Below are 26,382 nucleotides of genomic sequence, written 5' to 3'. Positions count from 1 at the left end.
AGAACAGATATGAACATGACCGCAACTCTGAGTGATAACGCAGCCATGACCAAGACTACAGCCACGGCCACTGAGTCCACTGCCATCGAGAGCAGCTCGGATGCCGGTATTGAAGAGGGCAAAACCGTTGGCAAGCCCTATGCTGCCAAGGAGCCTAAGTTCAAGCTGCGTGACGTGGAAGTATTTTACGGCGCAGATCGGGCAATCAAAAATGTCAGCCTGGATATCGGCAAGAATGAAGTCATTGCCTTCATCGGTCCATCCGGTTGTGGCAAGTCCACCTTCCTGCGCTGCCTGAACCGAATGAACGACAGTATCGACATCTGCAAGGTCAAGGGCAGCCTGCAGCTGGATGATCAGGACATCTATGATCCCCGCCAGGACGTGGTTGAGCTGCGTGCCCGCGTAGGCATGGTGTTTCAGAAGCCCAACCCCTTCCCCAAGTCGATCTACGACAACGTGGCCTATGGCCCGCGTATTCATGGTCTTGCCAACCGCAAGTCGGATCTGGACGAAATCGTCGAGAACAGCCTGCGCAAGGCTGGTCTGTGGGATGAGGTGAAGGACCGTCTGGACTCCACTGCCACCGGCATGTCCGGCGGTCAGCAGCAGCGCCTGTGCATTGCCCGTACCATTGCGGTCAACCCGGAAGTGGTACTGATGGACGAGCCCTGTTCGGCACTGGACCCGATCGCCACGGCGAAAGTGGAAGAGCTGATCTCGGAGCTGTCCGAGAGCTATACCATCGTCATCGTGACACACTCCATGCAACAGGCATCTCGTGTATCAGACCGTACAGCCTATTTCCATCTTGGCCATCTGGTTGAGGTCAACGATACTGTGAAGGTGTTCACCGCACCGGAGCACCATATGACCGAAGCCTATATCACCGGTCGTTTCGGCTGATCCGGCGGTGCCGCTAAGTGTACAGCCTGGCTGCCTGCGGCCAGTGCTGTACAATCAGCCACTGACTTGACCCAGCCAGGATTCAGACATTGAAGCACTCCGGACTCTTACTGTTGTTGGGCCTGCTGTTGCTGGCGACAGGAGCCCGCGCGGACGTGAGCAATACGGCCACCGAACTGCAGCCTTACCAACGCGTTGCCGGCATTTCCGGCAACCTGTCGAGTGTCGGCTCCGATACCATGGCCAGCCTGATGCTGCTCTGGTCACAGGAATTCAATCGTCTGTATCCCAATGTGAATATTCAGCTGCAGGCTCCGGGCTCATCAACGGCTCCGGTAGCCCTGATCGAAGGGACCGCAAGTCTTGCCCCCATGAGCCGCCCCATGCTGGAGCGAGAGCTGTTGGCATTTGAACGCCGACACGGCTACCCCCCAACAGCGATTACCGTCGCAATGGATGCTCTGGCAATCTTCGTACATCAGGACAATCCGGTAGCAGGTTTGAACCTGCAGCAGCTGGATGCGATCTTTTCAGCCACTCGGCGCTGCGGGGGAAAGCTCCGGATTGATCGCTGGCAACAGCTGGGTGTAGAGGGGCAACTCGCAACCCAGCCACTGCTGTTGTACGGCCGCAATGCCGTGTCCGGCACCTATGGCTTTTTCCGTGAACAGGCATTGTGCCGCGGCGACTTTCATAGTCGAGTCAACGAACAGCCAGGGTCGGCCTCGGTGGTTCAGTCGGTGGCAACGGCGTTGAACGCGATCGGTTACTCCAGCATCAACTACCGCAACGCCTCGGTGCGCGTGTTACCGCTGGCACGGCTGGGCAATGATTATGTCGTACCTGAGCCAGATAGCTTCATTGATGGCCGCTATCCGCTGGCTCGTCCCCTGTATATGTACATTAACCGACCACCAGGGCAGCCACTTCACCCTTTGGTGCGGGAGTTTCTGCATCTGGTGCTGTCACGTGAAGGGCAGGAAGTGGTCTTGAAAGAGGGCTACACACCATTGCCCGCCAGTGCCATCGCTCGTCAGCTGGGGAAGATATCGGATGTCGACTAGCCCGCTGCCACCGCCTCCAGAGTTGCGTCTCACGACACCACTGCGCAAGCGCTGGCTACAGCTGCGCCGCTACAAGGATCGACTGGCCACGCTGTTCATCATGCTCGGTGGACTGGGCGTGATCCTGTCGGTGTTGATGATCCTGTTCTATTTGTTGTATCAGGTGGTTCCTCTGCTGACATCGGCCCGAATCGTGCCGCTTCAACAGCAGATCGAGCAACCTTTGACGGGGCAGAGTCTGTACATGGCCCTGGATGCCGAAGGTCGGATCGGCGTACGGCTCACGCAACAAGGTGAGCTGCAATTTTTTCAACCAGCCAGCGGCGCGCTTCTGCAACAACAGAGAATTGCCCTGCCCGATAACAGCCACATTACCGACCTGACCGATGCCGGCGACGGCCTGATGGTACTGGCACTGAGTGACGGACGCGTGTTGCCGGTGCAGCGACAGTACTCTGGCACGAATAATCTTCAACCGGTTTTACACTACCCACTGGGTATCGAACCCCTGAGCCTGCAACCGGCTCCCGCCGGCCCTCTGGCGGCGGCCGTTAACCAGAAACAGCTGCTGCTGATCAGCTTCCATGACGGCCAATTACACCAGTTCCGCTTTGATCTGAGCCAACCCGGGCCTGCCCCTATACAGTCTGTCAGTCTGCCCACACCTGGTTTCGAGCCACGCAAACTGCTGTTGATGCCACAACAATCCCGATTGCTTGCACTGGGCCCTGAGGGTCGCATTGGTGTAATTCCCCTGCAGGGAGAGGGCCAAACCTACGAAGTGATCCGCGCCGCTCGGGAGGAGATAACGCTGTTTGAGCTGCTGCCGGGGCGGCGCAGCCTGATGCTGGGTGATCAATCGGGTGCCTTGTCACAGTGGTTTTTCGTTCCGGATGAATATAACAGCCTGAAGTTGCAGCAGATCCGTCAATATGACCCCCTGCAGTCAGCACCCAAGCGGCTGGCCGGGCGAGAGCAGGACAACAGCTTCATAACGCTGGAACAGAACGGAACACTAAGTGTGTACAGCCTGACATCCAGCCGCGCCTTGCTGCGCACCAATCTGCTCGGTGACGAGCCTGAAGCGCTGGCGCTGTCTGCGTACAACAGCTTCCTGCTGATGGAGCGCAACAACCGGGTCAGCAGCTGGCAGCTGCAGGCCCCCCACGCCGAAATCACGCTGAGCAGCCTGTGGAGCGAGATCTGGCACGAAGACTACGACGAGCCGGGCTACATCTGGCAGTCATCCACCAATGGCACGGACTCAGCCGCCAAATACAGCTTGGTGCCGCTGGTATTCGGTACGCTCAAGGCTGCACTCTATGCCATGCTGATGGCGACCCCCATGGCGATCTGCGGCGCCATCTATACCGCCTATTTCATGGCGCCGGCCCTGCGCCGCAAAATCAAGCCGATGATCGAAATGATGGCCGCCGTTCCTTCTGTGGTTTTGGGTTTTCTCGCCGGTCTCTGGCTGGCGCCGTTCATGCAGGTTCATCTGGCCGCCATCCTGTTACTGGTCCTTCTGCTGCCGATCAGCATTCTGCTGTTCGCCTTCGGGTGGGAGAAAATGCCGCAACGCATCCGTTTCCTGTTGCCTGAAGGCTGGGACGTGATCCTGCTGCTGGGGGTGATTCCGCTGGTGGCCTGGCTGGCCTTCCTACTGGCAGTGCCTATTGAGGCATGGCTTTTTGATGGTCAGCTGGTACTCTGGCTCGGCAATCAGGTGGGTATCAGTTATGACCAACGCAACGCACTGATCGTCGGTATTGCAATGGGGTTTGCCATTATTCCCACCCTGTTTTCCCTCACCGAAGATGCCATTCATGCCGTACCGCGCCACCTCAGTAACGGTGCTCTCGCACTGGGGGCTACCCCTTGGCAGGCGCTGACCTGGATGATCCTGCCTGCTGCCAGCGCCGGTATTTTTTCGGCCCTGATGATCGGCTTCGGGCGTGCCATCGGTGAAACCATGATCGTTCTGATGGTCACCGGCAACACCCCAATCATGGAGATGAACATCTTCGAGGGAATGCGAACCCTCGCCGCCAATATCGCCATCGAAATGCCTGAATCCAGCGTCGGCAGCAGCCATTACCGCGTGCTGTTCCTGACCGCACTGCTGCTGTTCCTGTTCACACTGGTCGTTAACACCATCGCCGAATTGATCCGTCAGCAGCTGCGGAGGAAATACCGTGCGCTCTGATAACCGACTGATGCGATGGTTTCATACCGATACCCCTTGGGTTTGGCTCAATGCCGGTGCCGTTGCACTATGTCTGCTCACCCTGCTGGGTATTCTGCTGCTGATCAGTATTCAGGGGCTGGCCCACTTCTGGCCCAAAGGCCTGTTGCAGGCAGAGGTGACGGCCGACAGTCAGAGTCGGCGCGTCATTGGTGCAGTCATCCAGCATGAGCACGTGAGCGTACGCCAGCTGCAGGAGGCAGGCCTGTCACTCGACTCGAAACAGGCTGAAGTACAGCGCACCCTGATCCACAGCGGCAATCGGGAATTCAGCGACAGTGACTATTTTTGGGTACTGGACAATGCCCTGTCAGATCGGCACTACCCCGATCATCTGGCTGTATTCGAGCGCACTCGTTGGGGACAGCTGTATGGCTATCTGCGTGGATTGAGCGAAAACGGCACCCTGCTGCAGCAGGGCCCGGACATCGATCAGGACATGCTGTGGCGTGAATTCGAGCAGCGCCGGCAGCGTACAGAGGCACTGCAGCAGGAAATTGATCGCATCGAAAGCAACATGCTTGGGCAGATCAACCGCACGCTGGAACAGTTGCGTCTGGAGCAGCGCCGGCTTGAGCTGCTCGGCCCACTGAAGGTGCCTCAACTGGAGGTTCTGGCCCGTGAACGGGCCGACCTGGAGCAGGACTATCATCTGCTGCAGAAACGGCTGACCCGCCTGCAACAGCAGGTCACCCGTGACCACTTCCACGTTGAAGTGGCTGATGGACGGGTGCTGGAATTCGCCATGGTGGACGTTATTCGCGCTTACCGCCCGAACGGCATGAGCCTTGTCGACAGGCTGGAACACTTTGGCATCAAGCTGTGGGAGTTCCTGTCTGACTCACCCCGCGAGGGTAATACCGAGGGCGGCGTCTTTCCCGCTCTGTTCGGCACCGTGCTGATGGTGTTGCTGATGTCACTGCTGGTCACGCCATTCGGCGTGCTGGCCGCCGTATACCTGCATGAATACGCTTATCAGGGACGGCTCACCCGAATCATTCGCATCGCCGTCAACAACCTGGCCGGGGTACCTTCCATTGTATACGGCATTTTCGGGCTCGGCTTTTTCGTCTATTTTCTGGGGGGCAGTATCGATGCGCTGTTTTTCCCGGAAGCCCTGCCAGCACCGACCTTCGGCACTGGCGGCCTGCTATGGGCATCGGCCACCCTGGCCCTGTTGACACTGCCGGTGGTGATCGTGGCCACCGAAGAGGGGTTGCGCACCATTCCGTCCAGCCTGCGCGAAGGCGCCCTGGCACTGGGTGCAACCCGGGCGGAAACCCTGTGGAGAGTCGTGTTGCCCATGGCCAGCCCGGCCATGATGACGGGAGTGATTCTGGCGATCGCCAGGGCTGCTGGTGAGGTCGCGCCACTGATGTTGGTAGGAGTGGTCAAGCTGGTCCCCCAGCTGCCTGTAGACGGACATTTCCCCTATCTGCACCTGGACCAGAAATTCATGCACCTTGGTTTTCACATTTATGATGTCGGTTTCCACAGCGCCAACACTGAAGCCGCTCAGCCACTGGTCTATGCTACCGCTTTGCTGTTGTTGCTGGTGATCCTGCTGCTGAACCTGTCAGCAATCCTGATGCGCAACCATCTGCGGGCCCGATTCAGAACACTGGAACCGGAACTCTAGCGTGCAACCTTCATCAACGGAGCTATGCCTTGATACGCCTGGACACACAGATATCGGCCGATCCGGCTACCACCAGCCCTGAATCTGACCTCCCGGACACCCGGCTGCAAGTGCGAGACCTCAGCCTGCGCTATGGCGATAGCCGTGCGCTGAGCAATATCAATCTGGATCTTCCCGGCAACCGAGTAACCGCTTTTATAGGCCCGTCCGGCTGCGGCAAGTCGACTCTGTTGCGCTGTTTCAACCGCATGAGTGAGCTGGCAGCGGACTGTAATATTTCTGGAACAATTCTGCTGGATAATGAAGATATTTACGCTCGATCAGTCAATGTGGCAGAGCTGCGACGTCGGGTCGGCATGGTGTTCCAGAAGCCCAATCCGTTTCCGGCTTCGGTGTATGAAAATGTCAGCTTCGGCCTCAAGATTCAGGGCATCCGCAAAAAGCGAGTGGTGGATGAAACCGTTGAGTGGGCGCTGCGTTCGGCAGCACTTTGGGACGAGGTCAAGGACCGACTGCACGAGAGTGCTCTGGGGTTGTCCGGGGGGCAGCAACAGCGCCTGGTGATCGCCCGCACGATCGCCATTCGCCCCGAGGTCCTGCTGCTGGACGAGCCGGCCTCGGCACTGGACCCAATCTCGACACTTAAGATCGAGGAACTGATTCATGAACTGAAACGTGACTTCACCATCCTGATTGTCACACACAACATGCAGCAGGCTGCCCGCGTATCCGATTACACCGCCTTTCTGCATCAGGGGCGTCTGATCGAATTTGGCGAGACCGAGAAGCTGTTTACCCGGCCGTCCAGACGACAGACTGAAGATTACATCACCGGACGCTATGGCTAGGCCAGCTGTCCGTAACGGAGACAAACACTGTGGAACTGGAAAAAGACAACTACTCAACCCACATCTCCCAGCAGTTCAACGAAGAGCTGGAAACCATCCGTACCCAGATGCTGACCATGGGCGGCATGGTGGAACATCAGGTCAATGACGCCATCGAAGCGCTGCTGACAGCGGATGTGGATCGTGCCGAGGCGTCACGCAAGGTCGACCAGCAGACCAATGCCATGGAGCTGATGATCGATGATCTTTGCACCACTACCATCGCCCGGCGTCAGCCGGCAGCCAGCGACCTGCGTCTGATCGTGTCGATCAGCCGTGCCGTATCCGATCTCGAACGCATTGGTGATGAAGCGTCCCGCATCTGCAGACAAGCAATCGAACTGGCACAGAGCGGCACTTCGCAACGCGGTCATCAAGAAGTGCGCCACATCGGCAATCTGGTGCGCGACATGGTACGCAACGTCCTGACCGCTTTCGCTCGCAATGATATCGAGATGGCCTACCTGGTCGCCAAACAGGACAAGGAAGTGGACCGTGAATACCGCACGGCCATGCGCTCACTCGTGACCTATATGATGGAAGATCCGCGTGCGATCTCTTCCGTACTGAGTGTCATCTGGGCTCTTCGCAGCCTTGAACGCATCGGTGACCATGCCCGTAACCTGGCCGAGCACCTGATCTATCAGGTCAGCGGTACCGACGTGCGCCACCGCAGCCTGAAGCAGATCCGCCAGACCGTTGAGGACGAAGCCGACACACTGCTGAGCGATGAAAGCAGCACAGAAGAGTAACCCGCACTACAGCACTTGAGTGGGTGAAAATGCTAGACTTGGGGCCGTCTCACTAACGGAAGCCCTTCAGGTGTCAGCACGCGAATCTCTGCTCATCCATTCTCCCCACCGGCACTGGCTGCTTGCGGGCAGCAGCAGTTTCCAGGTGCCGGCACACTGGCGCCCCTGGCTGTATGACTCGGGCTCGCTGAGCCAGCGCCTGCAGCGTGCGGCCGGGGGCGAGTTCAGCGTTCGCGTGCTGAGCGAATGCTGGCAGTATCCGAGCGCCGACGAGGCACGGGCACTCGGGATCAGGGCGCGACGTCGCGCCCTGATTCGGGAGGTTGAGCTGCTGGGCCGTAATGCCGAACCCTGGGTGTTCGCTCGAACGGTCATTCCCGCCACCACGCTGACCGGGGTGGAGCGACGCCTGCTGCGACTGGGCTCGCGCTCCCTCGGTTCCTACCTGTTCCGTGACCCCAGCCTTGAACGTGCCCCGCTGCGCGCCTGCCGGCTGCAAGACAGCGGCGGGCAGCACTATTGGGCACGACGCTCCGTGTTCCGTCTGCACCACAAGCCCTTGCTGGTATGCGAAGTTTTTCTCCCGGCCATGGAGCACGTACAATACCCGCTCTGACCGCTCAGGAGTGATCATGCAGGCAACGACCCCGTCACAGCACCCATTAAAGCAGAAGCTGCAGGCCTATGTGCACCTGATGCGTGCCGACCGACCGATCGGCACCTACCTGCTGCTCTGGCCGACCCTGTGGGCACTCTGGATCGCATCGGAAGGCCTGCCAGCGCTGGATCTGCTGCTGATCTTCTGTCTGGGTGTGTTCCTGACCCGCTCTGCCGGCTGTGTCATCAACGACTTTGCCGACCGACATATTGATGGCCACGTCAAACGCACCCTCAATCGTCCACTGCCATCAGGCCGAGTCCGTGAGCGTGAAGCGATCTATCTTTTCTGCGGTCTGATGCTGGTCTCGTTTCTGCTGGTGCTGATGACCAACGGCATGACCATCCTGATGTCCTTCGGCGGCCTTGCATTGGCGTTTATCTACCCGTTCATGAAACGCTATACTCACCTGCCACAGCTGGTGCTGGGAGCGGCTTTTGGCTGGGCCATTCCAATGGCGTTCACCGCCACTCAGGAAGCACTGCCGCTGACCGCTTGGCTGCTCTACCTGGCCAAGCTGCTCTGGACTGTGGCCTATGACACCCAGTATGCCATGGTGGATCGTGACGATGACCTGAAAATTGGCGTCAAATCCACTGCAGTGCTGTTTGGCCGCCACGACCGTCTCATCATCGCCCTGCTGCAACTGGCCACTCTGGTAGTGATGCTCTGGGTAGGTCAGATTGAGCAACTGGGGCTCTGGTATTGGCTGGGGCTGGCCGGTGCCGCCACCCTGTTTGTCTACCAGCACTGGCTGATCCGCGCCCGCGAACGGATGCCCTGCTTCCGCGCCTTCCTCAACAACCACTATGCCGAGCTGTTGGTGCTGCTCGGCCTGATACTGGAATACGCGCTGCGCACCTGAGCCGACACTGACAAGTGAAAGAAAATCTGCCAATGTCATATTTGTGTAACCAAAACGTCTTGTAATACCAGACTCTGATTAAATGTCTGTAAAAGAGGCAGAAACATGTCTGCGTCCAAACGCGTACTGATCGTTGATGACGAAGCACCGATCCGCGAAATGATTGCGGTAGCATTGGAGATGGCAGGTTACGAATGTGATGAGGCAGACAGTGCCCAGTCCGCTCATGCCCGCATCGTCGATAACAAACCCGATATGCTGTTGCTGGACTGGATGATGCCCGGTACCAGCGGTATCGAGTTCGCCCGCCGCCTGCGCAAGGATGAAGTGACGGCTGACATCCCGATCATCATGCTGACTGCAAAGGCCGATGAGGACAACAAGATTCAGGGGCTGGAAGCCGGTGTGGATGACTACATCACCAAGCCGTTCTCGCCACGTGAGCTGGTCGCACGACTCAAGGCCGTGCTGCGCCGCGCCACACCCAAGGGGGTGGAAGAGCCGGTCACGGTGGACAGTCTGACTCTGGACCCTGTTTCGCATCGCGTTACTGCAGAGAGCCGACCGCTGGAGCTTGGGCCAACCGAATTTCGCCTGCTGCAGTTTTTCATGACACATCCGGATCGTGCCTATACCCGCAGCCAGCTGCTGGATATGGTGTGGGGCGGCAATGTATATGTGGAAGAGCGTACCGTCGATGTCCACATTCGCCGCCTGCGCAAGGCGTTGGGCGAGCGTCACGACTATCTGGTACAGACGGTACGTGGCACCGGATATCGTTTCTCGGCACAGGTGGCCTGATCGGCTTCGGTCACCACATTCACAGGATCGGAATGGAATGACTTCATGCACATAGCGCGGCACTCGCTGCTGATGAGCCTGCTGCTCAGTGCCGGTCTGGGCCTGATTCTGGGTGCGGTGCTGGGCTTCCCGATTGCCGGCATCACCCTTGGCATGATCGTGTGGGCCGTGATTCAGATCCGTCGCTTCAATGTCCTGCGTGAGTGGCTGGTCGGCGATACATCTGAAGAGCCACCCGAGCTGCCCGGTGCCTGGGGCGAAATTCTGGACGCGTTGGCACGCATGCAAAAGCGCACTCAGGCACGCGAAGCTTCTTTGCGCAACGTCATCTCACGCTTTCAGCAGTCTTCAGCGGCCCTGCCCGATGCAGTCATCATCATCGATCGCAACAATAACCTGGAATGGTGGAATCTGGCCGCCGAGCGGCTGCTTGGGCTGCGTCATGCATCCGACCGAGGCAAGCCGCTGCTGAATCTGGTACGTGATCCCGTATTTGTGGATTACTACCGCAAGGGCCGCTATCAGGAGCCGCTGGAGCTGCCATCACCGCTGGGCGGCGATACCCGACTGCAGTATCAGATCAGCCTTTTTGGCGCGGATGATCGCCTGCTGGTGGCCCGTGACATCACCCGACTGACCCAGCTGGAGCAGACTCGGCAGAACTTCGTGGCCAACGCATCGCATGAACTGCGCACCCCACTGACGGTCATTCGGGGTTACCTTGAAACCTTCCTCGATCAGGACCTGCCCAAACCGCTGATGCGGGGGCTCAGTCAAATGCAACAGCAAGCGCGACGAATGGAAAACCTGGTCCAGGATCTGTTGCTGCTGTCGCGACTGGAGGCCACCTCACGTCAGGCCGCCACGCTCAAGCCAGTGCTGATCCAAAGCCTGATCAGCCATATTCATGAAGATGCCGTTACCCTTTCAGGAGAGCGCCAGCATCAATTCGAGCTGCAGATAGATCCACAACATGACCTGCTGGGTGTTCCGGCAGAGCTACAGAGTGCGCTGTCCAATCTGGTGTTTAATGCCGTGCGTTATACCCCCGATGAGGGCCATATCCTGATCCGCTGGTGGGCTGATGCCAAAGGCGGCCATTTCAGTGTGACCGACAGCGGTATCGGGATAGAGGCACGCCACATTCCTCACCTCACCGAGCGTTTCTATCGCGTGGACGACAGCCGCTCGTCCGCCAGTGGCGGTACCGGGCTTGGGCTGGCCATCGTCAAGCATGTATTGATGCGCCTTGGCGCCCGGCTGGAGATCGACAGCAAGCCTGGCAGGGGCAGCTGCTTCAGCTGCCATTTCCCCGCTGAGCTGGTAGTGCCGCCCCGGGATTGATATCCCTGGCTTCGGCGGCATACTCCTCCACCCAGAAAATAGTCGCGCCCACAACCGCTGCCGGCATCAAAAACAAATTCAGCACCGGCACCAGCATACCCAGCTGAACCAGCCCGCCAAACCCGATCGACGTTACTCGACGCGCCTTCATCAACTGCTTCATCTGTGGAAAGCTGACCTTGTTGTTGTCCATCGGGTAATCGCAGTACTGAATCGACATCATCCAGGCCCCGAACAGAAACCAAAGCAGTGGCGAGAGCAGATTCAGGCCCGGTATAAACGTAATCAACAGTAACAGCAGAAAGCGTGGCAGATAGTAGCCCAGCTTCTGCAGCTCCCGCTGCAGCGCCCGTGGAATCATCGCCAGCACCGCGCCCCAGCCCTCATCCACCAGCGGAGCACCGCGCAGCCTATGCTCCACCTTCTCGGCCAGAAAGCCGTTAAAGGGCGCTGCTATCAGATTGGCCACGATGGAAAAGCCGTAATACACCCCCACCATCACCACCAGGGCGAACAGGGGCCAGAAAAGCCAATAGAGAAAACCGGCCCAGTCAGGCAGATATCCCAGCCCATACTCGACCCAGTGGGTGAATTGCTGAATCAGCAGCCAAATGGCGGCAATGAACAGCAACAGGTTGATCAGCAGCGGTACCAGCACAAAACGCCGAATACCCGGTTGCGGCAGCATGGCCGCTCCACGCAGCAGATAACTGCCGCCACGTATGGGGTTTCCCTTCATCTTGCCTCCTGAAGGTGATCACATAGCATTTGCCGACATGGCAGGATCACTTTACTCTTGGTATCAGTTAACGTTTGATGACGGCGGCTCACACCAGCCGAACAATCCGGGGAGAGTACACATGAAAGCGATCCGTATCCACGTCTTTGGCGGGCCCGAAAACCTGCAGCTCAACGAGCTGGAACAGCCACAACCGGGGCCGGGTGAGGTACTGATCCGCAACCACGCGGCCGGAGTGAACCCGATCGACTGGAAAACCTGCTCCGGTGGTGGCGCCAGCAGTTTCATTGAAGCCCTGCCCTTTTGCCCCGGTTGGGAGTTCGCCGGCCGTGTTGAAGCTCTGGGTGACGGCGTCAACAACGTGCGTCAGGGTGATGAAGTCATGGGGTTTATCCGCTTTCCGCAGCCGGCCGGCTGCTATGCCGAGTATCTGATCGCCCCGGCTGACCAGATCTGTCAGCGCCCCAGTGCACTGGATTCGGTAACCGCAGCAGGACTCGGACTGGCGGGCCTGACCGCCTGGCAAGCCCTGTTTGAAGTCGGTGAGCTAAAAGGAGGTCAGTCGGTTCTGGTACTCGCAGCTGCGGGCGGCGTCGGCCATCTGGCAGTACAACTGGCGAAGTGGAAAGGCGCCTATGTGATCGGCACAGCTTCGCATGGCAACAAGGCATTCCTGCAAAGCCTGGGCTGTGACGACATCATCGATTACCAGCGTCAGCAGGTAGACAATCTGATTCATGACGCTGACCTGATTATCGATGGTGTTGGCGGTGAAACGGCCATCCGTGCTCTGAGCTGTCTGCAGCCCCATGGCAAAATGATCACCCTGCCTTCCGTCACGGCTGCCGAGGTGATCGCGGCCGGTGAGGCCAAAGGGCTTAAAGTGAGCGGCATTCGTGCCCGACCGGATGCCGGCCAGTTACATGAGCTGGCAATGCTGGCGTCCAGCGGTAAGGTGATGTTGAACCTGACCGACAACTTGCCGCTGGATCAGGCAGCTGAGGCACACCGCCTGAGCGCCACTGGGCATGTCCGCGGCAAACTGGTGTTAACCATCTGATTCGGGTTTAGGCAGGGATGCCGCCGTTTCATCTTCTGCCGGGCCACAGAACAGCTGCTGCTGACGCATCAGCAGGCGGCAGCCTTCGCCGCGGATGTTGCGGCCCCAACACTCATCCTTGGCCCAAGCCTTGTCATCTTCGGTCGGCTCTTCACGAAAACCCGGTACCGCTTCGCAGAAACCCTCGCTGGTCTGTGCGGTTTCCAGGCAGGCCCGGAGAAAGCGGCCATAGTTGACAGTGCAGTCAAACCCGGTGCAGCCGTCAAAGTTGCTCAGGCTTTGCTCCAGACAGGTTTGCTGATTATTCAATCGACCGAACGCCAGCCCATCATTGCGCCAGTTGGTAGCCGCCTCGGCACGTTCGGCATTGAATTCGGCCAGCCACTCGGCCTTCATCGACTGCCACCAGCTCGGGTTGACCTGCCACAAAAACAGAACGAACAGCAGGGGCAGCACGACCAGTATCAGCAGAATTTTTTTCCACATGCAGAAACTCCTGAGGATTAACGACGCCGGTACAGGCCTGCGATACACAAAAGCAGTCCCAGCACTGAAAGCAGCATGCCACCGTTAACCAGCAGTGGGTGCCGCGCCATATAGGGTACAAAAGGGTGCTGGCGTTCGGTGTCACAGCGCGCTTCGAGATAGTCCCAGGAGCCGCCACTGTCGAGACAAGCCTCGACCAGCGACAGGTCATAAAGGTAAGCACCCATCAGCAGCATACCCGGCAACACCAGCAATAACAGACCGAGCTTGAGCATGATCAGTCGTCTTCGTCGCTGATGCCGATGTTGCTGACACCTTCATTGCGCGCCAACTCACGCAACTCGCGCACAAATGCTGCACTCGGCTGTTTTTGATTCTGCAGCCGTTCGATCACTTCGTCACGAAAGCCATCTTCAGCCTGCATCAGTTCATGGGTATTGATTAGCCTGACCAGATCCTCGTCAGACAATTCATCATCGCTTTCGGTGACTTCGATAAAGGTCGCCACACTCTCGCGGGACAGTTGGCCCACATTAGCAGCCTCTGAACGGTCTTTTTCCAGCAGGCAGTTGATGGTGGCATTAAGTGCCACGATTGCGTCCAGCGCCGGCAGTGCACCATACATGTCGTACTCATCCAAGTCCGGCATGTTGGCTTCCACCTGATCCAGCTGGACCTCAAAGTTTATCTTGGCACCAGTGCCAGCCAGGCTATCCCAGACGCCATCCAGCAGCAGACGCATTCGAGCCGGGTCACCAAAGTTGACCAGCCGGGCAAAGAGGGCAAAGTTGGGGAACATGCGCTCCGTCAGTGCCGCGGAAAAGGCGGTCAACTGCCAGGGTTCAAATGTCTCCAGCTCGCGCTCCAGGTTCAGCATTTCGCTCATCAGTGTCTCCGCTTGGGATGTGTTGAGGCCTATTGTACGGCACAGCCGGCTCAAGCTGTAGTCATCTGCATTAATGCCATACCAGACTTTACTGATATACTTTCGCACCGTTGTCACACTCACAGAATCGAGAAATACAATGAGCCAATCTCATCCCGCTGCAGTGCTGGTACGTTGCCTGGACTGCTTCAGTGAATGGACCGGGCGCACGGTCGCCTGGATGACCCTGCTGATGGTATTGGGTACCTTCGTTGTCGTCGTACAGCGCTACGTGTTCAATCAGGGCAATACGGCATTGCAGGAATCCATCATTTACATGCACAGCCTGGTGTTTCTGCTAGGCGCTGCCTACACCCTGAAGCACGACGGCCACGTGCGCGTGGACATCATTTATCGTCCGCTGGGCGAGAAGGGCAAGGCTTGGATAAACCTGTTCGGCACCCTGTTTTTGCTTATGCCGGTGTGCATTTTCATTTTCTGGATGTCCTGGGACTATGTAGCCACGTCCTGGTCCATCAAGGAAGCCTCGCAAGAGTCAGGCGGGCTGGCCTATCGCTATCTGCTTAAAACCGCACTGCTCGTCATGCCTGCCATGATGATCCTGCAGGGACTGGCAGAACTACTGCGCAGCCTTCTGGTGATCAGCGGCTACGCCCATCTGCCCGCTGCTGAAGAGGAGCACGCGCTGTGATCGAGTATTTGCCTTTACTGCTGTTTGTCGGCGCCATTTTCATTCTGCTGATGGGCTACTCCGTTGCCTTCGCCCTGGCCGGCACAGGCCTGTTGTTTGCCGGCGTCGGCATTCTCACTGGCCACTTTGACTCTGTTTTCCTGCAGGCTGTACCCAACCGTATCTTCGGTGTGATGTACAACGAAGTCCTGATTGCTGTGCCTTTGTTCGTATTCATGGGGGTGATGCTGGAGAAATCGAAGATTGCCGAAGAGCTGCTGGACACCATGGCCGCGCTGTTTGGCTCCATGCGCGGCGGCCTCGGCATCTCGGTGACATTGGTGGGAATGCTGCTAGCCGCCAGTACCGGCATCGTGGGCGCTACGGTTGTGACCATGGGGCTGCTGTCGCTGCCAACCATGCTGCGCCGGGGCTACGACCCGGCCGTTGCCACCGGCACCATCTGCGCCTCAGGCACGCTGGGCCAGATTATTCCACCCTCGATCGTACTGGTGCTGCTGGGGGATGTGATCTCGTCTGCCTATCAACAGTCGCAGATTGATCGGGGCATTTTCTCGCCGGATACCGTCACCGTGGGAGATCTGTTCCTTGGCGCGCTGATTCCGGGTCTGCTGCTGGTGATTGCCTATATCGGCTACATGGTGTTTGTGGCGATTACCCGCCCCAAGGCGGTGCCGGCCATCCCCGCTGAAGAATTGAGCCAGATCACCAACCTCTGGATGCGTGCGCTGAAGGCTCTGCTGCCGCCTGTGCTGCTGATCGGGCTGGTACTCGGGTCCATTCTGGGCGGCTTTGCGACGCCCACCGAGGCGGCCTCGGTGGGTGCTGTAGGTTCCATTCTGTTGGCGATGATGCGTCGGGCATTCAGCCTCAAGACCCTTCATGCAGTAATGCGCTCCACCACTCAGGTCAGTTCGATGGTGTTCATGATCCTGATTGGCGCATCAATCTTTTCGCTGGTGTTCCGTGGCTATGGCGGTGACGAGATGGTCAGTGACTTTCTGACCGACCTTCCCGGCGGCGTTGTCGGCGCCATGGCGGTAGTGATGTTGATCGTGTTCCTGCTCGGCTTCTTCCTCGACTTCATCGAGATCACTTTTGTGGTGGTTCCAATTGTGGCACCGATTCTGCTGAGCATGGGGCTGGACCCAATCTGGCTGGGTGTCATGCTGGCGATTAACCTGCAGACTTCGTTCCTGACACCGCCGTTCGGCTTTGCCCTGTTCTATCTGCGCGGGGTGGCGCCCGACAGCGTGTCCACCGGACAGATCTACAAGGGCGTGGTGCCGTTCATCATGATTCAGTTGCTGGTACTGGCGCTGATTGCCTGGCAGAGCGGGCTGGCCACCTGGCTGCCTCACGCCGTTTACGGCTGAGGCGGAGGGGCTGCTCAGAGGTCATCCAGCAACCCCTTGAGCCCGCTCAGTGTCGCACGACCGCGGGCCCGGTTCTGTTCCGGGCTCGCTTCACCCAACCCCTCACGCTCCAGATCTTCCTGCGGCAATTCATCAATGAATCGACTGGGTGTGCAGTCCATCCATTCGCCAAACTGCCGCCGCTGTTTAGCCAGCGTCATGGTGAGTGTTTTCTGCGCCCGGGTAATGCCCACGTAGGCCAGCCGGCGCTCCTCCTCGATGGTATCCATTTCGATGCTGTTACGGTGCGGCAGCAGCTCCTCTTCCATACCCAGCAGAAATACATGGGGAAACTCCAGCCCCTTGGAGGCATGCAGGGTCATCAGCTGTACCCGATCAGAATCGTCTTCTTCCTCCTGCCGGTTGAGCATATCCAGCAGCACCAGCCGAGCAATCGCATCCTCGATACCGGCACCTTCATCTTCTTCCTGCAGCCGCTCCAGCGTGGACTGCAGTGACTCGATCAGAAAGTAGACATTCTGCATCCGCTTCTCGGCTACCACATCGCTTGAGGCGTTCTGACGAATCCAACCGGGATAATCGATCTCGTCCATCAGTTCATGGATGGCGGCGATGGGATCACCGTCACAACAGCGCTGATACAAACGGTCGATCAGATCACAGAAGCGGCGCAGCCGTTCCACCGCCTGTGCCGGCAAGACCTGTTCCAGCCCCAGCTCGCCACAGGCGTCGAACAGACTGACTTCACGCCCGGAGGCGTATTCACCCAGTCGGTGCAGTGTGCTGGGACCGATTTCGCGCCGCGGCAGGTTGATGATGCGCAGGAAAGCGTTGTCATCGTTGCGGTTTATCAACACCTTGAAGTAGCTCATCAAGTCCTTGATTTCGGCGCGAGCAAAGAAGGAAGTTCCGCCACTGAGCTTGTAGGGCACCTGATAGTGCTGCAGCTTCATCTCAATCAGACGTGCCTGATGGTTACCACGATACAGCACGGCAAAATCACGGAAGCCGATCCGTTCACGCAGATGACGGTCGAGAATTTCGGTGGCGATCCGCTCGGCCTCGGCATCATCGTTGCGGGTGTGAATCACCCGGATCGGATCGCCGTAGCCCATTTCGCTCCACAGCGTTTTCTCGAACACATGCGGGTTGTTGGCGATCAGGGTATTGGCGGCCTTCAGAATGCGGCTGGTTGAGCGGTAGTTCTGCTCCAGCTTAACCACCTTGAGGCTGGGAAAGTCGGTCTGCAGCTGGGCCAGGTTCTCCGGCCGGGCACCGCGCCAGGCATAGATCGATTGATCATCATCTCCCACCACCGTCAATCCGCTGCGGTGCCCCACCAGCAGTCGTACCAGACGGTACTGGGACAGGTTGGTGTCCTGATATTCATCCACCAACAGGTACTGAATACGGCGCTGCCAGCGTTCCAGTACATCGGGATGGCTGCTGAACAGCTGCACCGGCAGCAGGATCAGGTCGTCGAAGTCCACCGCGTTGTAGGCCCTCAGATGACGGTCGTAGGCCTCGTAGGCGCGGGCTGCCAGAATATCCTGTGGCAGCTGCGCCTCTGCCAGCGCCTGATCCGGGGTCAGCATGTCATTTTTCCAGTTGGAGATCCGGTGCTGCACCTCATTGAGCTGGTCGGTATCTTCGTCATTCTGCAGCATCAGATCGCGCAGCAGTGCCTTGCTGTCCTGATCATCAAACAGCGAAAATCCGCTTTTCAGCCCCAAATGCTTACGTTCACGGCGAATGATCGACAGCCCCAGGGTATGAAAGGTAGACACGGTGAGGCCTCGCCCTTCCTGTTTGCCAAGCAACTGGCTAACGCGCTCCTTCATTTCACGCGCGGCCTTGTTGGTAAATGTGACGGCGGCGATGCGACGCGCTTCGATGCCCGCGTCCTGCACCATCCAGGCAATTTTCCGCGTGATCACACTGGTTTTGCCAGATCCGGCACCGGCCAGAACAAGCAGAGGGCCGCCGATGTAGTGCACCGCCTCGCGCTGGCGTGGATTGAGTCTGCTCATGTCACCTCGAAAAAATTAAACCCGGATCGATACCGGCCGATACAGTTTTGATACAGCTGTTTGCTGTAATACTGCAAACAGAAGGCTGGATCGCGTACTTCTGGCCATCACCAAAGCGTGATAACCTCGAACGTCGATCATGGCAATCGCCTATTATGACATGGCCCCCTGATGAAATTCAGACCCTCTGCGGAGGTATTATTCAGGTGTAAAGGGGAAACAGTACCATGCTGGCAGATGATGAGCCGCTAAACCCGACAGAACCCGGACACCCAGCTCTGGTACTGATCAGCGAGTCTGATGTACTGGAAACAAGCTGGCGAAGCTGGCTGGAACCCTGGTGGCAAGGGCACCTGTATCGCTGCCGCTCCCCAGAAGCCGCCGTCCCCATCCTGCAACAGTTTTCTTCTTTGATCATCCTGTTGGAAACCGATTGCCCAGAGCACGCCAGCCGCACACTGAACCACCTTCGCAAGCACTGCCCCATTGCCCCTTCTGTATTATTGCTGAAAGAGCCGCCTGACCAGCGCTGGCAGGCGTTGCTGACGGACCCCTGTAACGATCACATTCTGTCCTCCGGAGCCTGTGAAACCACATTGCACCGCGTGCTGCGCTACTGCAGCAACCTGCTGCAGTGCCATGATCGATTGCGCAAGCTGGAACAGCTGCAGAACCCTGAACCCACATCCAGCTATAACCCCGAACTCTGGCGCGCTCTGCAGCGGGAAGAGTTTGTGCTCTTCTATCAGCCACGCATCGACCTGCACGAAGGCAGTATCTGCGGCGCCGAGGTATTGATCCGTTGGCAGCACCCCAAGCGCGGTCTGCTCACTCCGGATCATTTTATTCCCGACTGCGAGGCTTCAGGGCTGGTGGTGCCACTCGGCTACTGGGTCATTCAACAGGTGGGCAAGTCACTGCCGAACATGCTGGCCTCTGGGTTAAAGGGTCGTATTGGTGTCAACCTGTCGTTCCGACAGTTTCAGGATCGCTTTCTCGCGACCACCATTGAACGCCTGATCAAACAGCACCTGATCGATACCCGAACCCTGGAGTTCGAGTTGACCGAAACGGCACTGTGCAGTGACGAAGAACATGTACGTGAATCGATTACCCAACTCAGCGCGCTGGGTGTGGAATTTTCACTGGATGACTTCGGTACCGGATACTCTTCATTCAGCCTGCTGCAGAAGCTGCCGGTGGCCACGCTCAAGATCGACAAGTCCTTCGTTGCCGGCATACCCGGTAACACGGACGATGAGGAGATCGTGCGTGCCATGATCAGCCTAGCTCACAACCTGAACAAACAGGTGATTGCTGAAGGGGTCGAAAACCGCGAGCAGCTGGAGTTTCTGATTCGGCATGAGTGTGATCAGGTTCAGGGCTACTTCTTCAGCCGCCCCATCTGCGAAGAACAGTTTCTGGCCCTGCTCAGTCGCAGTCAGCGCCAGCAAGCCCCCTGAAAGCCAGTGCCTCCAGCAGTTGTTCCTGACCCACTCGTTCTTCTCCCGCCAGATCTGCCAACGTCCTGGCCACCCGCAACAAACGATGACAGGCCCTGGCCGAAAGCTGGGTCTGCTGCATCACCCTGACCAGCAAGGCGCGAGTCGCATCATCAAGCGCACAATATGCTTCGAGATCACGGCCTCCAAGTTCTCGGTTCATGCAGCCCTGCCGCTCCAGCTGCCGTACGTGGGCTGCTACCACCCGCTGACGCACACGAGCACTGGACTCCCCCGGCTGATCCGGCTGCAGCAGTGCTTCGGGTGGCAGTGCCGGCACCTGCAGCTGCAGGTCGATCCGATCCAGCAAAGGGCCGGAGATCTTTTGCTGGTAGCGCCGAATCTGGTCGGGGGTGCAGATACAACGGTCCGTCCCATCGTCATGATAGCCACAGGGGCAGGGGTTCATCGCCGCCACCAGCTGAAATCGGGCCGGGTAGCGGGTCTGCCGCGCTGCACGGGAGATCAGTATCTCGCCTGTTTCCAGTGGCTCACGCAAGACCTCAAGTACACGGCGCGGATACTCGGGCAATTCATCCAGGAACAGAACCCCCTGATGCGCCAGCGATATTTCACCGGGACGGGGGTGACTGCCACCACCCACCAGCGCAATCGCCGAGGCCGTATGGTGTGGTGCCCTGAAACTGCGCACGCCATGACAGGCTGGTCGAACATCATGCCCGGCAACGGAGCAGATTGCGGCCACTTCAAGCTGCTGTTCAGTCTCAAGTGGCGGCAATAATCCCGGCAACCGTGCCGCCAGCATACTTTTACCGCTGCCGGGCGGCCCGGAAAACAACAGGTTGTGTCCCCCTGCAGCCGCCACCTCCAGCGCCCGACGCGCCTGCAGCTGGCCTTTCACATCGGCCAGATCAGGCCCCTCCTCAACAGGTGCAACAGAGAGTGAGCCCAGCACCGGCTCCAGCCGCTGCTTGCCGGTCAGATGCGCCACCAACTCCAGCAAATGGCCCACCGCAAACACTTCCGTGCGCTGTGCCATCACTGCTTCAGCCGCATTATCGAGTGCCACTATCAGGCTGCGGCCGCTGCGACCTGCCGCCACGGCAGCCGGCAGAACTCCCCGTACCGGTCGTACCGCACCGGACAGCGCCAGCTCACCGATCATTTCGGTCGCTTCGCTGCCCTTCCAGCGCTTCAACTGGCCGGATGCCAGCAGGATACCCACGGCAATCGCCAGATCATAACGGCCACCTTCCTTGGGCAGATCAGCCGGTGCCAGGGTGATGGTGATACGGCGCTGAGGAAAGTCGAATCCGGCCGTAATAAGGGCACTGCGCACCCTTTCACGGCTTTCCTTGACCGCCGTTTCCGGCAGACCAACGATCGACATTGAGGGCAGGCCACCCGACAGATGCACCTCAACGGTGACCGCTGGCGCCTCGATTCCGAGCTGGGCTCGGGTATGAATAACAGCAAGTGACATGACACGATCCTTGTGTCGCTGGAAAGGGTTCAGAGTTGAGTATCGTTATCCGTCGCTGCCGGAGCAGGGTTCTCCACCGACGGTTCAAGTGCCGCCAGGCGCTGCTCAAGCTGTTCAAGCTTATCGCGAGTGCGCATCAGCACCGCCTGCTGTGCTTCAAACTCATCCCGGGTTACCAGATCCAGTTTGGCAAAGGTTCCCTGCAGCATGCTGCGCACCTGGCTTTGCAGCTCTTGCTGACCGGGAAGGTCCGGGCGTCCGGCCAGCAGCTGGCTAAACTGGCCGGAGAGGCTATCGATCAATTTCTGGTGGATCATCCGGGGCTCCTGCACAAGGTTGCATCTCAATGCCGCTACTATAAACCAGATCGGCCTCGGCGTCAGATTCCAGAACGTGCACCAAAAGAGCACTTGCACCAAACCAGTGCATAAAAACAGACCTGTATCACCCGCATATCATTCGAAAATGCCCTTTCAGTCCTCAATACAAATCGCAACCTTCTGTTTTAAAAAGATAAAAACAAATTGGCACAAGCTTCGCTTAGTCAGTACACACGGCCTGACAACCCGCTCCCGAGGACGCAGGCCTTATGAGTACTGAGAAGAGGACCCAAAACATGAAACTGATCTCAGCCATCATCAAACCGTTCAAGCTCGATGATGTTCGTGAAGCACTTTCGGAAATCGGTGTGCAGGGCATCACCGTCACCGAAGTGAAAGGATTTGGCCGTCAGAAAGGTCATACCGAACTCTACCGCGGCGCAGAGTATGTGGTCGACTTCCTGCCCAAGGTTCGCATTGATGCAGCCGTAGCAGATGACATTGTCGATCAGGTACTTGAGGCGATATCCAAGGCAGCTCAGACCGGCAAGATCGGCGACGGCAAAATCTTCGTCACCAGTCTGGAGCAGGTGATCCGCATCCGCACCGGTGAGTCCGGTCACGACGCGCTCTGAACCTGCCTGACAATCGACGTTTTTTATCTCTCTGGAGGATAAAACAATGGAAGAACTACTCAATGCGACAGCCGGGGATTTGACCCAGCTGAAATATGCGGTCGATACCTTCTACTTCCTCATGTGCGGTGCACTGGTGATGTGGATGGCGGCCGGTTTCGCGATGCTGGAAGCGGGCTTGGTGCGTGCCAAGAACACCACCGAGATTCTGACCAAAAACATCGCGCTCTATGCCATCGCCTGTACCATGTACCTGCTGTGTGGCTACTACCTGATGTACAGCTCTGACGAAGGCGGCATCATTCCAAGCCTTGGCGCCCTGATCGGCGACGAGAACGGTGTTGATGCGGTGTTGGCCGGTGGCGATGATGCGCCCTACTACTCAGCCCGCTCCGACTTCTTCTTCCAGGTGGTGTTCGTGGCTACAGCCATGTCCATCGTCTCCGGTGCTGTTGCAGAACGCATGAAGCTCTGGGCATTCCTGGCCTTCGCTGTGGTCATGACCGGTTTCATCTACCCGACGTCCGGCTACTGGACTTGGGGTGGCGGTTTCCTGAGTGAAGCGGGCTTCTTCGACTTCGCTGGCTCCGGCATCGTACACATGGCAGGCGCCTCCGCTGCACTTGCTGGTGTATTGGTACTGGGAGCTCGTAAAGGCAAATACGGCAAGAACGGCGAGATCAATGCGATCCCGGGTGCCAACCTGCCGCTGGCCACGCTGGGTACCTTCATCCTGTGGCTGGGCTGGTTCGGCTTCAACGGCGGTTCCGAACTGAAACTGTCTGATGTGGGTGAAGCCAACGCAGTCGCTCAGGTCTTCGTGAACACCAACGCAGCTGCTGCCGGCGGTGTAATTGCAGCCCTGATCCTGGCCCGCCTGTGGTTCCGCAAGGCTGACCTGACCATGGCGCTGAACGGTGCACTGGCTGGTCTGGTAGCGATCACTGCTGATCCGCTGAGCCCGTCCGCTCTGGCATCCAGCCTGATCGGTGCGGTCGGTGGTGCACTGGTGGTGTTCTCCATCGTAACCCTGGACAAGCTGCGTATCGACGATCCAGTTGGTGCCATCTCCGTTCACGGTGTAGTGGGTATCTGGGGTCTGCTGGCGGTACCGCTGAGCAACGCTGATGCCAGCTACGGTGCACAGCTGCTGGGCATCGTGTCCATCTTCGGCTGGGTCTTCATCGCCAGTCTGGTGGTATGGTTCATCCTCAAGGCGATCATGGGCATCCGTGTCAGCGAAGAGGAAGAGTACGAAGGGGTTGACCTGGCCGAGTGCGGCATGGAAGCCTACCCCGAGTTCTCCGGTGGCAAGAAATAAGATCAAAACTCCGGGAGGCAAGCATGCCTCCCGCGTGTTTTTCAGGCTGCGCCGATATGCGCGGCCTTTTGATTATGGGTATACTGACGCCACTGGTTTCTCCGCCGACCTTTCGGCCGGAGCTCCGTGGGATTACCACAGATCATGAGGACTTGAATGATGAAACTCGTCACCGCGGTCATCAAGCCGTTCAAACTGGATGACGTTCGTGAAGCCCTGTCGGATATCGGCATTCAGGGTGTGACCGTCACCGAGGTCAAGGGTTTTGGCCGCCAGAAGGGCCACACCGAGCTTTACCGAGGCGCCGAATATGTTGTCGACTTCCTGCCCAAGGTCAAGATTGAAGTGGCCATTGATGACGACATGCTGGATCAAGTGATTGAAGCGGTCAGCAAAACCGCCAATACCGGCAAGATTGGCGACGGCAAGATTTTTGTCATGCCGCTGGAGCAGGTGATCCGTATCCGTACCGGTGAAGCAGGCCCGGACGCTCTCTGATAACCAATGCCCGACATTATTGTCGGGCATTCAATACACTACCAAGATCGCCCCTCCTCATAAACGTCTCTATTCTGAATCACCATAACCGTTGCCAACCCCGCTTTCTCCTGCCATGATGCTTTTTTATACAAAGACTAGGGGTATTCTGATGGACCAGCAGCAAATGGCGCCCTGTCATGGCCAACACGCTACCTTGTAACTCGGCGCTTGTCGCACAGCTACTGCCGGCTCTGGAGCACTCACCAGCTGGCATTTGTCTGCTCGACCTTGATGGCCGCTGCCACTATAGCAACCGCACACTGCGGCGTCTGTTGCACCATACAGAGGGCGAACTGCCACAGGATCTTTTCCTGCAGGCACCGTTGGGATCGTTGCTGAAAAAGAACCTGGCCCATTTGGCCAGCGGTCGCCAGCACGCCTTTTCCCTGTCGCTGTTTCGCGGTCGGCATCAGCACCATAGCTTTTCTCTTCAACTAAATGCTTCCGTGCTGTACGACGAGCAGCGCAAAGTGTGCGGCTGCCTGGTACTGGCGATTGACGAACAGCAGTACCATCAGCGTGAGCTGGAGCTGCGCCAGCTGTCCAGCGCGGTCGAGAACAGCGGCAGTGCCGTGGTCATTACGGATATCAGCGGCCGCATCGAGTACGTCAATTCCCGTTTCTGTGACATCACCGGCTACAGTCTGCAGGAAGTACTGGGCCAGACACCGGCACTGCTGCGCTCGGGCGAAACCGACCCCACCACCTATCGTGATCTGTGGCGCACCATTCGCGCCAATCGCAAGTGGCGCGGCACCCTGCGTAACCGACGCAAGGATGGCTCGCTGTACTGGTCGATGCAGTCGATTGCCCCGATCAGCAATGAAAAGGGTTCCATTACACACCTGGTTTCCGTAGGGGATGACATCACCCAGCTGAAGGAGTACCAGAGTCAGCTGGAGCAGCTGGCCTATTTTGACCCACTCACAGAATTGGGCAATCGCCGCGCCTTCCGCCAGCATCTTGATCAACTACTGGAACAGCCCTCAGAGCAGTATCGTGCTCTGCTGCTGATCGATCTTGATCACTTCAAGAAGGTAAACGATACAATGGGGCATGAGGCGGGCGACCTGATGCTGAAAACCGTGGCCAACCGGTTGCGCTTCTGCATTCCCGAGCAAGACCGGGTATTCCGCCTTGGCGGCGACGAGTTTTCAATTCTGATTGATAATCTGGACAGCCTCGATACTCTCCGCGAGCGGGTCAGTGAAATGATCGCGCTGCTGTCGCAGCCGATGGATATCGGTACCCATGAGCTGCAGACCAGTGCCAGTATCGGCATCACCCTGATCGGTATCGACGCCTGCGATAACAGCGGGCTGCTGCGCAACGCTGATCTGGCCATGTACCGAGCCAAGCGAGCGGGTCGCAACACCTTTGCCTTTTTCAATCACAGCATGAACACGGAAGCACGCCGTACGCTGACACTGGAACATGACCTGCGCCACGCACTGGAACAAGGCGAGTTACACCTGCACTATCAGCCTCAGGTTGACCTGAGCAGTGGACAGATAATCGGTATGGAAGCACTGCTGCGTTGGCAGCACCCGATTGATGGCAACATCCCCCCTGACGAGTTCATTCCCATCGCTGAAGAAACCGGCATGATTTTGCCCATCGGGCGCTGGGTACTGGAGCAGGCTTGCCAGACTGCCGCGCGCATCCGCCGTCTGTACACGCGCCCCTTTCGCATGGCAGTGAACCTCTCGGCACGGCAATTTGAAGACTCTGAACTGATCTTGCAGGTCGACCAGATCCTGGCTGATACGGGTCTGCCCGGGAATTATCTTGAGCTGGAGATTACCGAGAGCCTGTTAGTCAACAATTTCGGTCATATCAACGATATTCTGCGCCAACTGCGCCGTCGTGGTATTACCATCGCGGTGGACGATTTTGGCACCGGCTACTCATCACTCAACTATTTGAAGAAGCTTGAGGTCAACCAGCTCAAGATCGACCGCTCGTTTGTGCAGGATATTCCGGGGGACCGTGATGACGTGGCGATCACCTCCACCATCATCCTGATGGCCCGCCAGCTGGGGCTGGACGTGATCGCTGAAGGTATCGAGACCGAACAGCAGCAACAGTTCCTGCTGCAGCAGGGATGCCGCACGGGACAGGGCTTCTATTTCAGTCGCCCCGTGCCCTTTAGCCAGCTACAACAACGTTGGTCACACGGGACCTGACCAAG

The 26,382-nt window shown here is 58.0% G+C and carries 25 protein-coding genes; 18 read left to right on the top strand and 7 right to left on the bottom strand.

Going from position 1 to position 26,382, the window contains the following annotated elements:
- The first annotated feature begins 9 nt into the window (after nucleotides 1-9).
- The 10 genes from pstB (ABIE61_RS07070) to phoR all read left to right on the top strand — a co-directional run bounded on the left by pstB (ABIE61_RS07070) (nucleotide 10) and on the right by phoR (nucleotide 11,161).
- Complete coding sequence (pstB, locus tag ABIE61_RS07070; protein WP_175527628.1) at nucleotides 10-906, top strand: phosphate ABC transporter ATP-binding protein PstB; 897 nt, start codon at nucleotides 10-12, stop codon at nucleotides 904-906.
- A gap of 89 nt (nucleotides 907-995) precedes the next feature.
- Nucleotides 996-1,970, top strand: coding sequence for a PstS family phosphate ABC transporter substrate-binding protein (locus tag ABIE61_RS07065; RefSeq protein ID WP_091826072.1), 975 nt, complete (start codon nucleotides 996-998; stop codon nucleotides 1,968-1,970).
- Nucleotides 1,960-4,176, top strand: coding sequence for an ABC transporter permease subunit (locus ABIE61_RS07060; RefSeq protein ID WP_354407981.1), 2,217 nt, complete (start codon nucleotides 1,960-1,962; stop codon nucleotides 4,174-4,176). Before ABIE61_RS07065 ends, ABIE61_RS07060 begins: the two co-directional genes overlap by 11 nt.
- Nucleotides 4,177-4,186: 10 nt before the next feature.
- Nucleotides 4,187-5,854: a phosphate ABC transporter permease PstA gene (pstA, locus tag ABIE61_RS07055; RefSeq protein ID WP_354408184.1), complete on the top strand. Its 1,668-nt coding sequence runs from the start codon at nucleotides 4,187-4,189 to the stop codon at nucleotides 5,852-5,854.
- 50 nt (nucleotides 5,855-5,904) lie between these two features.
- Nucleotides 5,905-6,702, top strand: coding sequence for a phosphate ABC transporter ATP-binding protein PstB (gene pstB / locus ABIE61_RS07050; RefSeq protein ID WP_242530207.1), 798 nt, complete (start codon nucleotides 5,905-5,907; stop codon nucleotides 6,700-6,702).
- A 29-nt stretch (nucleotides 6,703-6,731) separates the two neighbouring features.
- Nucleotides 6,732-7,493, top strand: coding sequence for a phosphate signaling complex protein PhoU (phoU, locus tag ABIE61_RS07045; RefSeq protein WP_091826081.1), 762 nt, complete (start codon nucleotides 6,732-6,734; stop codon nucleotides 7,491-7,493).
- A 70-nt stretch (nucleotides 7,494-7,563) separates the two neighbouring features.
- Nucleotides 7,564-8,109 (top strand): chorismate--pyruvate lyase family protein, encoded by a 546-nt coding sequence (locus ABIE61_RS07040; RefSeq protein WP_354407978.1) that lies wholly within the window; start codon nucleotides 7,564-7,566, stop codon nucleotides 8,107-8,109.
- Nucleotides 8,110-8,125: 16 nt separating this feature from the next.
- Nucleotides 8,126-9,016 (top strand): 4-hydroxybenzoate octaprenyltransferase, encoded by an 891-nt coding sequence (gene ubiA, locus ABIE61_RS07035; protein ID WP_091826084.1) that lies wholly within the window; start codon nucleotides 8,126-8,128, stop codon nucleotides 9,014-9,016.
- A 105-nt stretch (nucleotides 9,017-9,121) separates the two neighbouring features.
- Entirely contained in the window at nucleotides 9,122-9,817 is a 696-nt protein-coding gene (gene phoB / locus ABIE61_RS07030; RefSeq protein WP_091826085.1) for a phosphate regulon transcriptional regulator PhoB, read from the top strand.
- 45 nt (nucleotides 9,818-9,862) lie between these two features.
- Nucleotides 9,863-11,161 (top strand): phosphate regulon sensor histidine kinase PhoR, encoded by a 1,299-nt coding sequence (phoR, locus tag ABIE61_RS07025; RefSeq protein WP_091826088.1) that lies wholly within the window; start codon nucleotides 9,863-9,865, stop codon nucleotides 11,159-11,161.
- On the opposite strand, the gene cysZ is transcribed toward phoR, so the two are convergent.
- Entirely contained in the window at nucleotides 11,115-11,900 is a 786-nt protein-coding gene (gene cysZ, locus ABIE61_RS07020) for a sulfate transporter CysZ (protein ID WP_091826090.1), read from the bottom strand. The genes phoR and cysZ overlap by 47 nt on opposite strands.
- Before the next feature lie 121 nt (nucleotides 11,901-12,021).
- On the opposite strand from cysZ, the gene ABIE61_RS07015 reads away from it, so the two are divergent.
- On the top strand, nucleotides 12,022-12,960 hold the full coding sequence (locus ABIE61_RS07015; RefSeq protein WP_206837460.1) for an NADP-dependent oxidoreductase: 939 nt from the start codon (nucleotides 12,022-12,024) through the stop codon (nucleotides 12,958-12,960).
- Here ABIE61_RS07015 and ABIE61_RS07010 read toward each other — a convergent pair.
- Genes ABIE61_RS07010 through ABIE61_RS07000 form a run of 3 tightly spaced genes read right to left on the bottom strand, consistent with a single transcriptional unit; the run spans nucleotide 12,949 to nucleotide 14,332 of the window.
- Nucleotides 12,949-13,446: a hypothetical protein gene (locus ABIE61_RS07010; protein WP_206837463.1), complete on the bottom strand. Its 498-nt coding sequence runs from the start codon at nucleotides 13,444-13,446 to the stop codon at nucleotides 12,949-12,951. The genes ABIE61_RS07015 and ABIE61_RS07010 overlap by 12 nt on opposite strands.
- A 17-nt stretch (nucleotides 13,447-13,463) precedes the next feature.
- Entirely contained in the window at nucleotides 13,464-13,721 is a 258-nt protein-coding gene (locus tag ABIE61_RS07005; RefSeq protein ID WP_354407973.1) for a hypothetical protein, read from the bottom strand.
- Between the two features lie 2 nt (nucleotides 13,722-13,723).
- Nucleotides 13,724-14,332, bottom strand: a complete 609-nt coding sequence (locus ABIE61_RS07000) for a YjaG family protein (protein ID WP_354407970.1) — start codon at nucleotides 14,330-14,332, stop codon at nucleotides 13,724-13,726.
- A 139-nt stretch (nucleotides 14,333-14,471) separates the two neighbouring features.
- Between ABIE61_RS07000 and ABIE61_RS06995 the strand changes: the two genes are divergently transcribed.
- Complete coding sequence (locus ABIE61_RS06995; protein ID WP_354407967.1) at nucleotides 14,472-15,023, top strand: TRAP transporter small permease subunit; 552 nt, start codon at nucleotides 14,472-14,474, stop codon at nucleotides 15,021-15,023.
- Nucleotides 15,020-16,399, top strand: coding sequence for a TRAP transporter large permease (locus ABIE61_RS06990; protein ID WP_206837466.1), 1,380 nt, complete (start codon nucleotides 15,020-15,022; stop codon nucleotides 16,397-16,399). The genes ABIE61_RS06995 and ABIE61_RS06990 overlap by 4 nt, the downstream gene beginning before the upstream one ends.
- A 14-nt stretch (nucleotides 16,400-16,413) precedes the next feature.
- Here the strand turns inward: ABIE61_RS06990 and rep are convergent, their stop codons facing one another.
- On the bottom strand, nucleotides 16,414-18,429 hold the full coding sequence (gene rep, locus ABIE61_RS06985) for a DNA helicase Rep (protein WP_354407964.1): 2,016 nt from the start codon (nucleotides 18,427-18,429) through the stop codon (nucleotides 16,414-16,416).
- Between the two features lie 227 nt (nucleotides 18,430-18,656).
- Here rep and ABIE61_RS06980 point away from each other — a divergent pair, with 227 nt between their 5' ends.
- On the top strand, nucleotides 18,657-19,892 hold the full coding sequence (locus ABIE61_RS06980; protein ID WP_206837473.1) for a putative bifunctional diguanylate cyclase/phosphodiesterase: 1,236 nt from the start codon (nucleotides 18,657-18,659) through the stop codon (nucleotides 19,890-19,892).
- Here the strand turns inward: ABIE61_RS06980 and ABIE61_RS06975 are convergent.
- Both ABIE61_RS06975 and ABIE61_RS06970 read right to left on the bottom strand, forming a co-directional pair.
- Complete coding sequence (locus tag ABIE61_RS06975; RefSeq protein ID WP_354407961.1) at nucleotides 19,861-21,375, bottom strand: YifB family Mg chelatase-like AAA ATPase; 1,515 nt, start codon at nucleotides 21,373-21,375, stop codon at nucleotides 19,861-19,863. The two genes, ABIE61_RS06980 and ABIE61_RS06975, sit on opposite strands and share 32 nt — an antisense overlap.
- Before the next feature lie 29 nt (nucleotides 21,376-21,404).
- The gene (locus tag ABIE61_RS06970) at nucleotides 21,405-21,692 is read right to left on the bottom strand and encodes an accessory factor UbiK family protein (protein WP_091826125.1); all 288 of its coding nucleotides are present in this window, start codon (nucleotides 21,690-21,692) and stop codon (nucleotides 21,405-21,407) included.
- Between the two features lie 299 nt (nucleotides 21,693-21,991).
- Between ABIE61_RS06970 and glnK (ABIE61_RS06965) the strand changes: the two genes are divergently transcribed.
- The 4 genes from glnK (ABIE61_RS06965) to ABIE61_RS06950 all read left to right on the top strand — a co-directional run bounded on the left by glnK (ABIE61_RS06965) (nucleotide 21,992) and on the right by ABIE61_RS06950 (nucleotide 26,377).
- Nucleotides 21,992-22,330 carry a P-II family nitrogen regulator gene (glnK, locus tag ABIE61_RS06965; protein WP_091826128.1) on the top strand — a complete coding sequence of 113 codons (339 nt, stop codon included), beginning with the start codon at nucleotides 21,992-21,994 and terminating at the stop codon, nucleotides 22,328-22,330.
- Nucleotides 22,331-22,376: 46 nt separating this feature from the next.
- Nucleotides 22,377-23,651: an ammonium transporter AmtB gene (locus tag ABIE61_RS06960; protein ID WP_091826130.1), complete on the top strand. Its 1,275-nt coding sequence runs from the start codon at nucleotides 22,377-22,379 to the stop codon at nucleotides 23,649-23,651.
- Between the two features lie 159 nt (nucleotides 23,652-23,810).
- Nucleotides 23,811-24,149 (top strand): P-II family nitrogen regulator, encoded by a 339-nt coding sequence (gene glnK / locus ABIE61_RS06955; RefSeq protein WP_091826224.1) that lies wholly within the window; start codon nucleotides 23,811-23,813, stop codon nucleotides 24,147-24,149.
- A gap of 179 nt (nucleotides 24,150-24,328) precedes the next feature.
- Complete coding sequence (locus ABIE61_RS06950; RefSeq protein ID WP_354407956.1) at nucleotides 24,329-26,377, top strand: putative bifunctional diguanylate cyclase/phosphodiesterase; 2,049 nt, start codon at nucleotides 24,329-24,331, stop codon at nucleotides 26,375-26,377.
- The last annotated feature ends 5 nt before the right edge of the window (nucleotides 26,378-26,382 follow it).

It is taken from the genome of Marinobacterium sp. MBR-111, assembly GCF_040547585.1.
Taxonomy (GTDB): Bacteria; Pseudomonadota; Gammaproteobacteria; order Pseudomonadales; family Balneatricaceae; genus Marinobacterium; species Marinobacterium iners.
This window is presented reverse-complemented; position numbering and strand designations above follow the sequence as displayed.